The sequence below is a fragment of the Bradyrhizobium guangdongense genome (genome assembly GCF_006483445.1).
Lineage (GTDB): Bacteria > Pseudomonadota > Alphaproteobacteria > Rhizobiales > Xanthobacteraceae > Bradyrhizobium > Bradyrhizobium guangdongense_A.
Map to the genome: position 1 here is coordinate 34,624 of NZ_PPPT01000050.1, position 11,390 is coordinate 46,013.

An 11,390-nucleotide genomic window follows, 5' to 3' on the forward strand; every position below is an offset into this window, starting at 1 on the left:
CGAGGGTGGACCCGCGTCCGCTAACATTTGGCAAAGCTGAAACGGCCGAGCCGACTCAGGGCTAACAATCGGTGTATCCGTGCTATCAGCAGGCCTGAACAAAACGCGACTCGCCGACATAGCTCCCGATGGCCAAAAGCACCCTCTCCTTCGTCTGCCAAAACTGCGGCGCGGCCTATAACCGCTGGCAGGGCAAGTGCGAGTCCTGCGGCGAGTGGAATACGCTCGCCGAGGAGGACACCAGCGGCAGCGTGCCGGTCTCGATCCGCTCGAAGCGCAAGGGCCGGACGTTCGCGCTGGAGAGCCTCTCCGGCAAGAGCCCGGATGCCCCGCGCCTGTCCTCTGGCATGACCGAGCTCGACCGTGTCACCGGCGGCGGTTTTGTGCGCGGCTCTGTGCTGCTGGTCGGCGGTGATCCCGGCATCGGCAAATCGACGCTGCTGACGCAGGCGACCAGCCTGCTGGCACGTGCGGGCCATCGCATCGTCTACATCTCCGGCGAAGAGGCGATCGCGCAGGTGCGGCTGCGCGCCGAGCGCCTCGGCCTGTCGGATGCGCCGGTGCAGCTCGCGGCCGAAACATCGGTCGAGGACATCATCTCCACACTGTCCGAAGGCGCGGTCCCGCGGCTGATCGTGATCGACTCCATCCAGACCATGTGGACCGACACGGTGGAATCGGCGCCCGGCACGGTGACGCAGGTGCGCGCCTCGGCGCAGGCGCTGATCAGGTTCGCCAAGAAGACCGGTGCGGCCATCATCCTGGTCGGACACGTCACCAAGGACGGCCAGATCGCGGGCCCCCGCGTCGTCGAGCACATGGTGGATGCGGTGATGTCGTTCGAGGGCGAAGGCTCGCAGCAATTCCGCATCCTGCGCGCGGTGAAGAACCGCTTTGGCCCGACCGACGAGATCGGCGTGTTCGAGATGACGGGCCTCGGATTGCGCGAGGTCACCAACCCCTCCGAGCTGTTCTTGTCCGAGCGCGACCTCGGCACCCCCGGCACGGCCGTGTTCGCCGGCATCGAGGGCACGCGGCCGGTGCTGGTGGAGTTGCAGGCGCTGGTGGCGCCGACCTCGCTCGGCACCCCGCGCCGCGCCGTGGTGGGCTGGGACCCGAGCCGGCTGTCGATGGTGCTGGCGGTGCTGGAGGCCCATTGCGGGGTCAAGCTGTCCGGCCACGACGTCTATCTCAACGTCGCCGGCGGCCTGCGCATCCATGAGCCGGCGGCGGATCTGGCCGCCGCCGCCGCGCTGGTCTCATCCTTGGTAAACGCGCCGTTACCGACCGATGCCGTCTATTTCGGCGAGATTTCGCTGTCCGGCGTGGTGCGGCCGGTGGCCCAGACCGCGGCACGGCTGAAGGAGGCGGCAAAGCTCGGCTTCGGCCGCGCCATCCTGCCCGAATCGGCCCGGGGCGAGGCCAGCGGCGACGCCGGGCTGTCGCTGAACGCCGTCAACAGCCTGACCACCCTGGTGGCCGAGATCGCCGCCCGCGGCTCCCGCAGGGGTGATTCCGGCGCCAGGGATGAACGACAGGCCGAAAAAAATGCCACACCGGCGAGAATCCGCCGCGGAGAGGGCTAGGTGGAGGTGACGTTGCCCGCCCCCGCCGCTATACAGCCGGCACAAAAGCAGCATGGGATTTTCGTGGCTCCGGCCTTGCCGGGACCGCCGTCTGCCCGTCAGTTAGGGCGGCGGCCAAACGACCGATTCGCAAAACGCCTTTGAGAGTACGAGCGGACCAGACCAGCCGATGCCGATTACAATCCTCGATTTGATCCTGCTCGGCGTCATGCTCGTATCCGGCCTTTTGGCGCTGGTCCGCGGCTTCATGCGTGAAATCCTGTCGATCGCGGCCTGGGGCGCCGCGGCGATCGTGACGCTGTACTCGTTCTCAAAACTGCTGCCGACGGCCAAGACCTATTTCAACAACGATACGGTCGCGAGCGTCGTGGTGGTTGCCGGCGTGTTCGTGGGCACGCTGATCGTGGTTTCCGTGATCACGGTGCGCATCTCCGACATGATCCTGGACTCCCGGATCGGCGCGCTGGACCGCACGCTGGGGTTCCTGTTCGGCCTCGCGAGGGGCCTCCTGATCGTCGTGGTCGCTTACCAGTTCTTCATCTGGCTGGTTCCAGACAAGCAGCAGCCGGACTGGGTCCGGGGCGCAAAGTCCCGCACCGTGCTCGATTCGACCGGAGAATGGCTCAAGTCGCTCTTGCCTGACGACCCCGAGAACACCATCTTGAAGAGATTCAAGAAAAACAAACCAGATGATGACCAAGCTGATACCGAGCAGCAGCCTGCGGGCGGCAGCGACGGCTACAGTAAACCGGCTCGTGACAGCCTCAAGAAGCTGATCGAGAAACCTGCGGCGCGTTGATTTGAGCCCGAACAGAGGCGAGATGGACGAGATGCAACACCCTGACCGGAACGCCCAGCTTGATCTCAACCTTAAGGGGCCCTCGGGTCCAGCCGCGATCGAGCTTCAGGACGATCTGGAGGGCGACACGCTCCGCGAGGAGTGCGGCGTCTTCGGCATCTACGGCCATCCCGATGCCGCCGCCATCACCGCGCTCGGTCTCCACGCCCTTCAGCACCGGGGCCAGGAAGCCGCCGGCATCGTCTCCTACGACGGCAGCAGATTTCATTCCGAGCGCCGCCTCGGCCTCGTCGGCGACACCTTCTCCCGCCGCGAAGTGATCGACCGCCTGCCCGGCAGCGTCGCCGTCGGCCATGTCCGCTACTCCACGACCGGTGCCACGATCCTGCGCAACGTGCAGCCGCTGTTCGCCGAGCTGAATGCCGGCGGCCTCGCGGTGGCCCACAACGGCAACCTCACCAACGGCCTGACGCTCCGCCGCGAGCTCGTCCGAAACGGCGCGATGATGCAGTCGACCACCGACACCGAGGTGATCCTGCATCTGGTCGCGCAGTCCAAGCGCAGCCGCTTCATCGAACGCTATATCGACGCGCTGCGCGCCATCGAAGGCGCCTATGCGCTGGTCTCGGTGACCAACAAGAAGCTCGTCGGCGCGCGCGATCCGCGCGGCATCCGTCCGCTGGTGCTCGGCGATCTCGACGGCTGCCCGATCCTGACCTCGGAGACCTGTGCGCTCGACATCATCGGCGCGCGCTTCGTCCGCGACATCGAGCCGGGCGAAGTCATCGTGTTCGACGAGAACGGCCTGGACATCCACAAGCCGTTCCCGCCGACGGCCCCGCGCCCCTGCATCTTCGAATACATCTATTTCTCGCGGCCGGATTCCATCGTCCACGGCCGCTCGGTCTACGAGGTGCGCAAGTCCTTCGGCGCGCAGCTCGCACGCGAGAGCCACGTGCCCGTCGACGTCGTGGTGCCGGTGCCGGATTCCGGCGTGCCCGCCGCGGTCGGCTACAGCCAGCATTCCGGCGTGCCGTTCGAGCTCGGCATCATCAGAAACCACTATGTCGGCCGCACCTTCATCCAGCCGACGCAGGCAATCCGCGAATCCGGCGTGCGCATGAAGCACTCGGCCAATCGCGCCGCGATCGAAGGCAAGCGCATCATCCTGATCGACGACTCCTTGGTGCGCGGCACCACCTCGAAGAAGATCGTGCGCATGATGCGCGATGCCGGCGCCAAGGAAGTGCACTTCCGCCTCGCCTCGCCCCCGATCCTCTATCCCGATTATTACGGCATCGACCTGCCCGATCGCGACGGCCTGCTGGCCGCGACGCATTCGCTGGACGAGATGCGGGAGATCATCGGCGCGGATTCACTCGCCTTCCTGTCGATCGACGGCATGTACCGCGCGATGGGCGAACCCGGCCGCGATCCCGCCAATCCAAAATTCTCGGATCACTGCTTTACCGGCGCCTATCCGACCCACCTCACCGACCAGACCCAGGTCGAGCCGCAGCCGCGGCAATTGTCCCTGCTGGCGGAAGCGAGCTGACGGCGCAGCCGTCATCCCGGGGCGATGCGAAGCATCGAACCCGGGATCTCGAGATTCCGGGTTCGGTCCTGCGGACCGCCCCGGAATGACGGTGTGGTGGGGGCTTGTCCCAGCCATCCACGCCTGTAAAACCCCGCCATGACAAAGCCCCTCGCCTCCCGCATCGCTCTCGTCACCGGCGCCTCGCGCGGCATCGGCTACGCCACCGCCATCGCGCTGGCAAAGGCCGGCGCGCATATCGTGGCGGTGGCGCGCACCCAGGGCGGCCTCGAGGAACTCGACGACGAGATCCGAAAAAGCGGCGGCAGCGCGACGCTGGTGCCGCTGAACCTGACAGACTCCGACGGCATCGCGCGGCTGGGTGCCGGCCTGCACGAGCGTTACGGCAAGCTCGATATCCTCGTCGGCAATGCCGGCGTGCTCGGCCCATCCTCGCCGCTCGGCCATATCGAGCTCAAGACCTTCAACGACGTGATGGCGGTCAACGTCTCCGCCAACTTCCAGCTCATCCGCTGCATGGACCCGTTGCTCAGGCAGTCCGACGCCGGCCGCGCCGTGTTCATCACGTCGGGCGCCGCCAACAAGGCGACCGCCTATCTCGGTCCCTACGCAGCGTCGAAGGCGGCGCTGGAGACGCTGGCGCGCGCCTGGGCGCAGGAGACCGCGAGCACGAAACTGCGCATCAATTTGTTCAACCCCGGCCCGATCCGCACCCGCATGCGCGCCACGCTGATGCCGGGCGAAGATCCCTCGACGCTCGACACGCCGGAACAGGTCGCCGAATTCATCGTTCCGATGTGCGCACCTGACTGGACCGAGACGGGCAAGTTCTACGATTACAAGAGCCGGACTTTGATGAGCTTCCGCTCGCCAGCATAGGTGCCTGCATACTAGTCGTGTGACCGTCCGCTCACACGCGCGGATTGCCAAAAATTGCGCCACGCGGCCGACCGAGGGATTAACCGATCCCCTTAACCGCTACGTTTAGCGCATTGCCGCAAGCTTTCAGACAGGCTATCGGAAACACCAGATCGCAACCGATCGCGCCGCAGGTCAAAGGCTCCGTCAAAGAGGGTCGTCCCGGCATCAACGTTTGGAGGAAACACAATGAAGAAGACTCATGCGTGGCGCTATGCTGCGCTCCTGACCTGTGCCGGCCTTGGCTTTGCCACTTCGGCCTCTGCCCAAGACAAGACCATCAAGATCGGCGTGTTGAACGACATGTCGAGCCTCTATGCCGACATCGGCGGCCCGAACTCGGTGGCCGCGGTGAAGATGGCGGTGGAAGATTCCGGTATGGCTGCCAAGGGCTGGAAGATCGAGGTCTTGAGCGGCGATCACCAGAACAAGCCCGACATCGGCGTCAACATCGCTCGCCAATGGATCGATTCCGACAAGGTCGATGCCATCGCGGACACGCCGAGCTCCGGCGTCGCGCTCGCGGTGAGCAACCTCGTCAAGGAAAAGAACTCGGTGCTGCTCAATTCGGGCGCGGCCACCGCCGACCTCACCGGCAAGGCCTGCACGCCCAACACGGTGTCCTTTACCTATGACACCTACATGCTCGCCAACGGCACCGGCAAGGCGCTGACCAAAGCCGGCGGCGACAGCTGGTTCTTCCTGACCGCCGACTACGCCTTCGGCCATGCGCTGGAGCGCGACACCTCCTCCGTCGTCACCGCGACGGGCGGCAAGGTGCTCGGTGGCGTGAAGCATCCGCTCAACACGGCGGACTTCTCCTCGTTCCTGCTGCAGGCGCAATCGTCGAAGGCCAAGATCATCGGCCTCGCCAACGCCGGCGGCGACACCACCAACGCGATCAAGCAGGCCGCCGAGTTCGGCATCGTTGCCGGCGGTCAGAAGCTCGCAGCGCTCCTGCTCTTCATCAACGACGTGCACTCGCTCGGGCTGAAGACCGCGCAGGGCCTGACCTTCACCGAGTCCTTCTACTGGGATCTCAACGACGGAACCCGCGAATGGTCGAAGCGCTTCCAGAAGATCTCGCCGAAGGGCGCGATGCCCTCGATGACGGTTGCGGGACTCTATGCGGAGATCCTGCATTACCTGAAGGCGATGGATGCGCTCGGCAGCAACCCGCATGACGGCGCAAAGGTCGTTGCCAAGATGAAGGAGCTGCCGACCGACGACCCGCTGTTCGGCAAGGGTCCGCTGCGCGCCGACGGCCGCCGCCTGATCCCGGCCTATCTGTTCGAAGTGAAGAAGCCGGAAGAGTCGAAGGGCCCGTGGGACTACTACAAGCTGGTCGCCACCATCGCTCCGGAAGATGCCGCCAAGCCGCTCGAAGCCAGCGACTGTCCGCTGGTGAAGAAGTAAGAAGTTGTAGGGTGGGTTAGCCGCGCGGCTGCGCGAAAGCGCAGTCCGCGAGGCGTAACCCACCTCTTTTCTTTCCGCGTCGGTAGAAGTGGTGGGTTACACCCCGCGAATTGCGCTTCGCGCAATCGCAACCCTACGAGCTGAAAAGATTCACAGCCTCGTAGGGTGGGCAAAGCTTCCGGCATCGCTCGAAGAGCGAGACGGAAGCGTGCCCACCGCGTCTGCTGCGGTCTTGGCGAGATGGTGGGCACGCCGCGCCTTCGCTCTGCGAGCTGCGGCTCCGCTTTGCCCACCCTACGAAACTGACTTTGTTGCCGCCAACGTCCGTATCGCAATCGCCACCGCAACCACCATCAGAAATCGTAGGGTGGGTTAGCCGCGCGGTTGCGCGAAAGCGCAGTCCGCGAGGCGTAACCCACCTCTTTTCTTTCCGCGGCGGCGGAAGTGGTGGGTTACGCCCAGCGATTTTGCGCTTCGCGCAATCGCAAGGCTAACCCACCCTACGAGTCCGCCTTCGTGCTCGCCAAAGTCGCCGCTCACGACGGCCGTTTGCGCTTGTGCGCGAAGGGATTGGCTTTCTCGCGCAGCGTGATGCGCACCGGCGTACCCGGCAGCTCAAAGGTCTCGCGCATCGAGTTGGTGAGATAGCGCAAGTACGACTGCGGCACGGCATCGGCGCGCGAGCAGAACAGCACGAAGCTTGGCGGACGCGCCTTGGTCTGGGTGATGTAGTTCAGCTTCAGCCGGCGACCTGACACGGCGGGCGGCGGGTTGGCCTGGACCGCCTGCTCGAACCAGCGGTTCAGCGCCGAGGTCGGCACGCGCCTGTTCCAGATCGCGTAAGCGTCCTGGATCGCCGTCATCAGGCGGTCGATGCCCTCGCCCATCAGGCCCGAGACCGCAACGATCGGCACGCCCTTCAACTGCGGCAGCCAGTGGTCGGCATCACGCCGCAGATTGGAGATCGCCCCGCCGCCCTTGCTCTCCATCAAATCCCATTTGTTGACGGCAAGCACGACCGCGCGCCCCTCGCGCTCGATCAGATCGGCGATGCGTAGGTCCTGCTCCTCGAACTTGTTCTGCGTGTCCATCATCAGCACGACGACTTCGGCAAAGCGCACCGCGCGAAGCGCGTCCGCCACCGACAGCTTTTCCAGCTTCTCCTCGATGCGCGAGCGGCGGCGCAGGCCGGCGGTGTCGAACACGCGGAATTCGCGGCCCTTCCAATTGATCTCGACCGCGATGGAGTCGCGCGTGGTGCCGGCCTCCGGGCTCGTCAGCAGGCGCTCCTCGCCGAGCAGATGATTGATCAGCGTCGACTTGCCGGCATTGGGCCGGCCGACGATCGCGACCCGGATCGGGCGCTTGGCGGCCTCCTCCTCGGTCTGGGGTTCGTCGTCCTCGACCTCATCGTCCTCGGGCTCCGGCATGATCGCGCGCAGCGCATCGTAGAGCTCGCCCATGCCCTCGCCATGCTCGGCGGAAACCTGGATGGGGTCGCCGAGACCGAGCGCAAAGGACTCCATCGCGCCGGCGTCGCCATGCTTGCCCTCGCTCTTGTTGGCGACCAGCAGCACCGGCTTGTTGGCGCGGCGGGCGAAGTCGGCGAAGGCGCGGTCGGTCGGCGTCAGGCCGGCGCGCGCATCGATCACGAAAAACAGCGCATCCGCCTGCGCGATCGCGGTCTCCGTCTGCTCCTGCATGCGCGCGGTGAGCGAGCCCTTGGCGCCCTCGTCGAGCCCCGCGGTATCGATGATGGTGAATTCGAGATCGCCGAGCCTCGCCTCACCCTCGCGGCGGTCGCGGGTGACGCCCGGCAGGTCATCGACGAGCGCGAGCTTCTGCCCCACCAGCCGGTTGAACAGCGTCGATTTTCCGACATTGGGTCGGCCGATGATGGCGACGGTAAAGGACATCAGTCATTCGTGCGCCGCGGGGGCCGCGCCTGTCAATGCAATGAAAAATATCAGCGCGAGAAGCTGCCGCTCGGCAATGGCGCCGGGAATGCGCCCTGTTGCTGCGTGGACTGGGTCTGCTGCTGCGGCTGGGGGGCCGGATCGGGCGGCGGCGCCGTGGTGCGCCTGCGGACGATCTTCTGCTTCGGCGGCGGCGCGGCCGGTGCCGGCGCGGCGTCGGGCTGGACCTCGCCGTCGGCCTCGCCCGGCGGCGGCTCGGCCGGCGCAACCGCGGCGGTCGCCGGCTGCTTGGACTTCTTGCCCTTGGCCGACTTGGCGTTCGGCGCGGGCGGCGGCGGAACGGCAGCCGCATCCACCGGCGGCGGCTGATCCTGCTGCTGGGCGCCCTTGTAGAGATCCTTCGGCACGCCCTGCTCCAGGCCTGGCACGCCCTCGGGGAAGACCGGCTTGCGGTCACCCGGCAGCTTCTTCTTGGTGTCGAGGAAGTCCATGAGATCGCTGGGATCGAACCCGCCGCTGGAGCAGCCGCCCAGCACGCCCGAGAAGGCGACCAGGACAGCGGCTGCGATCAAACGTGACGTGCGGCGCATCTCGTGTCTCGTCCAGCTCTCTCGGCTCAGCTCTTGGCAACCGCAGGCAGCAAGGCCTGCAGCGCCTCGGCGCGCGTGCGCATGCTCGGCGGCGTCTCGCCGTCCTCGGCGATGGCATCCAGCCATTTGCGGGCCGCGGTCATGTCGCCGTTGCGCCAGGCCGACAGGGCCAGCAATTCACGCGCGGTGTGACGGAAGGTCGAGCCCGAGGCGGTCGACGGCTCCAGCCGCTGCTGGATGTCGGCGTAGCCTGCCGTATCGAGCAGCAGCCCGGCGGCGCGGATCCTGGCCAGTGCCTGCTGCTCGCTGCCGGCGCTGCGGTCGGCGGCGATGTCGTCATACAGCTTGGCTGCGGCCTTGGGATCGCGCGCAAAAAGCTCCGCAGCCGCCCGCAGGCGCGCCAGCGTGCGATAGCCCGACGGCGCCTTGGCGGCGAGCGCGGTGAAGGCGGCCTCGGCCTCGGCGTGCTTGCCCTGGTCGGAGAGCTCGACGGCCTTCTCGAAGGCGGCACCGGCCTCGGCGGCCTTCTGGGCCTCCAGATACTGGTAGCCCCGCCAGCCGCCGACGCCGGCGACGATCAGCACCATCAGGGCGATGAAGTAGATCGAATACTTGTCCCACAGCTTCTTGAGCTGTTCGCGACGTACTTCCTCGTCGACTTCGTCAAATAATTCAGACACTTAAGCTAATCCCATCCCCGGTCGGGCGTGCGCGCTGGAATCTCGCGACAGAAAACCCGTCCCCGCGTGGCGGCGGCGATACCCTAACCATATGGCGGTGGCAAGGCAAAGCGAGGCCAATCAAGGCGTTAACCCTGCCGTTGCGGCCCTATCCCGCCCGGAGTTCCACCTGCTTCTCAGGCGCCAAGCAGCTCCCGCAATTGCCGCTTCAGCACCTTGCCGTTGGCATTGCGGGGGAGCGGCTCGGCCGTCAGCAGCATGGTCTCCGGCACCTTGTAGTCGGACAGCCGCTCGGCGCACCAGGCGCGCAGCGCCTCGACCGCAACCTGCTCGCGCGTCACCACGACCGCGTGCACACGCTCACCCAGCACCGGGCAGGGTTTTGCGACGATCGCGCTCTCGACGACGGCGGGATGGCCGGCCAGCACGGACTCGACCTCGGCGGAATAGATCTTCAGGCCACCGCGGTTGATCATGTCCTTCTGACGGTCGAACACGCGGACGAAATTGTCGGCATCGACCGAGCCGAGATCGCCGGAGTGCCAGAAGCCGGCGGTGAAACTCTCGGCGGTCGCCTTCGGATTGTTCCAGTAGCCCTTGATGACGGAGGCGCTCTGGATCCAGAGCTCGCCGATCTCGCCGCTCGGCAACTCGCGACCATCGGCATCGACGGCGACGATGCGCGCGCCCGGACAGGGCAACCCGACACTGTCGATGTGGGCTGCGGTCAACTCGCCCGGCATGATCGTTGACGGCGACGTGGTCTCGGTCGCGCCATAGCAATTTGCGAGTTTCAGGCCCGGGATTTTTGCATCGAGTTTTTCGATGGTCGCGATCGGCATCGGCGCGCCGCCAAAACCGCCGATGCGCCAGCTCGAGAGGTCAAAACTGTCGAAATCGGGCTGCAGCAGGCAGAGATTATACATCGCCGGCACCATCACGGTGTAAGTGACGCGCTCGCGCGCGGCGAGCCTGAGATAGTCGGCCGCCTTGAACTCCGGCATGATGATCAGCGCACCGGCGCAGCGGACCATGGTCGTGATATTGGCGACGACGCCGGTGACATGGCCGAGCGGCACCGCCGCGATCGAACGATCGGCCTGCGTCAATTGCAGGCAGGACACGAACACCATCGAGGAATGGATGATGTTGCAATGGGCCAGCATCGCGCCCTTGGGCTTGCCCGTCGTTCCCGACGTGTAGAGGATCATCGCAGTATCCTCTTCGCCCACCTCGACCGGCGTCGGCGCGGGCGCGTTGTCGGCCAGCACGGCGAAGCCCGAGAGCGCCGGATCATCGTCGATGGCAACGCGATGCGCGAGATCGGGCACGTCGCGTGCGTCGGGTAGGCGCTCGGCGAGCGTAGCCTCGTGGATCAGGATCCTTGCGCCGCAGTCGGTGAGCACATAGGCGATCTCGGGCTTCTGCTGGCGCGTGCTCAGCAGCACCGTCACGAGCCCTTCATGCGCGGCCGCGAACAGGATCAGCGGGAATTCGACGCGGTTGCCGAGCAGGATGGCGACGCGGTCGCCGCGCTTAAGGCCGAGCTTGCGAAAGCCGGCCGCAATCCGCGCCGCCCGCGCCACCGCCTGCCGCCATGTCAGCCGAACGTTGCCCGCGATCAACGCCTCGCCATCGGGATTGCGCGCGGCGGCCTCTGCGATCATCGCCCAGACGCTTCCCGGCCGCTCGCAAAAGGCCGGCACGACGCGGTCGCCGAACCGCGTCTCCAACCGCATCGGGGGTATCTGGGGCTGCGACCAGTCCATCGGAATGCTCTCGGTGTTTTTGTTATCGTTGTCCGTGCAAGAAATGGCCGATTTTTTGCGCCGATCGGACGCAATTCAACCAAAAGCCGTCATGATTTGGAGCTTTTTACGCCTGATGCGGCGGTTCGTCCCACACCTTGCAATGATGGCAATATACACCT

Annotated in this window: 9 protein-coding genes; 5 read left to right on the forward strand and 4 right to left on the reverse strand. The window is 65.9% G+C overall.

Going from position 1 to position 11,390, the window contains the following annotated elements:
- Nucleotides 1-128 precede the first annotated feature (128 nt).
- From radA to C2U70_RS08065, 5 genes are all read left to right on the forward strand, one after another.
- On the forward strand, nt 129-1,586 hold the full coding sequence (gene radA, locus C2U70_RS08045) for a DNA repair protein RadA (RefSeq protein ID WP_140977469.1): 1,458 nt from the start codon (nt 129-131) through the stop codon (nt 1,584-1,586).
- A gap of 169 nt (nt 1,587-1,755) precedes the next feature.
- Nucleotides 1,756-2,385: a CvpA family protein gene (locus tag C2U70_RS08050; protein ID WP_140977470.1), complete on the forward strand. Its 630-nt coding sequence runs from the start codon at nt 1,756-1,758 to the stop codon at nt 2,383-2,385.
- Nucleotides 2,386-2,416: 31 nt separating this feature from the next.
- Entirely contained in the window at nt 2,417-3,940 is a 1,524-nt protein-coding gene (gene purF / locus C2U70_RS08055) for an amidophosphoribosyltransferase (protein WP_140977477.1), read from the forward strand.
- 138 nt (nt 3,941-4,078) lie between these two features.
- A complete protein-coding gene (locus C2U70_RS08060; protein WP_140977471.1) occupies nt 4,079-4,819 on the forward strand; it encodes an SDR family NAD(P)-dependent oxidoreductase in 741 nt (246 codons plus the stop codon).
- Between the two features lie 228 nt (nt 4,820-5,047).
- A complete protein-coding gene (locus tag C2U70_RS08065; protein WP_140977472.1) occupies nt 5,048-6,274 on the forward strand; it encodes an ABC transporter substrate-binding protein in 1,227 nt (408 codons plus the stop codon).
- A gap of 536 nt (nt 6,275-6,810) precedes the next feature.
- On the opposite strand, the gene der is transcribed toward C2U70_RS08065, so the two are convergent.
- The 4 genes from der to C2U70_RS08085 all read right to left on the reverse strand — a co-directional run bounded on the left by der (nt 6,811) and on the right by C2U70_RS08085 (nt 11,229).
- The gene (der, locus tag C2U70_RS08070) at nt 6,811-8,190 is read right to left on the reverse strand and encodes a ribosome biogenesis GTPase Der (RefSeq protein WP_140977473.1); all 1,380 of its coding nucleotides are present in this window, start codon (nt 8,188-8,190) and stop codon (nt 6,811-6,813) included.
- 50 nt (nt 8,191-8,240) lie between these two features.
- Nucleotides 8,241-8,780, reverse strand: a complete 540-nt coding sequence (locus C2U70_RS08075; RefSeq protein WP_140977474.1) for a hypothetical protein — start codon at nt 8,778-8,780, stop codon at nt 8,241-8,243.
- Nucleotides 8,781-8,806: 26 nt separating this feature from the next.
- Nucleotides 8,807-9,460: a tetratricopeptide repeat protein gene (locus C2U70_RS08080; protein ID WP_140977475.1), complete on the reverse strand. Its 654-nt coding sequence runs from the start codon at nt 9,458-9,460 to the stop codon at nt 8,807-8,809.
- A 176-nt stretch (nt 9,461-9,636) separates the two neighbouring features.
- Nucleotides 9,637-11,229: a class I adenylate-forming enzyme family protein gene (locus tag C2U70_RS08085; protein WP_140977476.1), complete on the reverse strand. Its 1,593-nt coding sequence runs from the start codon at nt 11,227-11,229 to the stop codon at nt 9,637-9,639.
- Between the last annotated feature and the right edge of the window lie 161 nt (nt 11,230-11,390).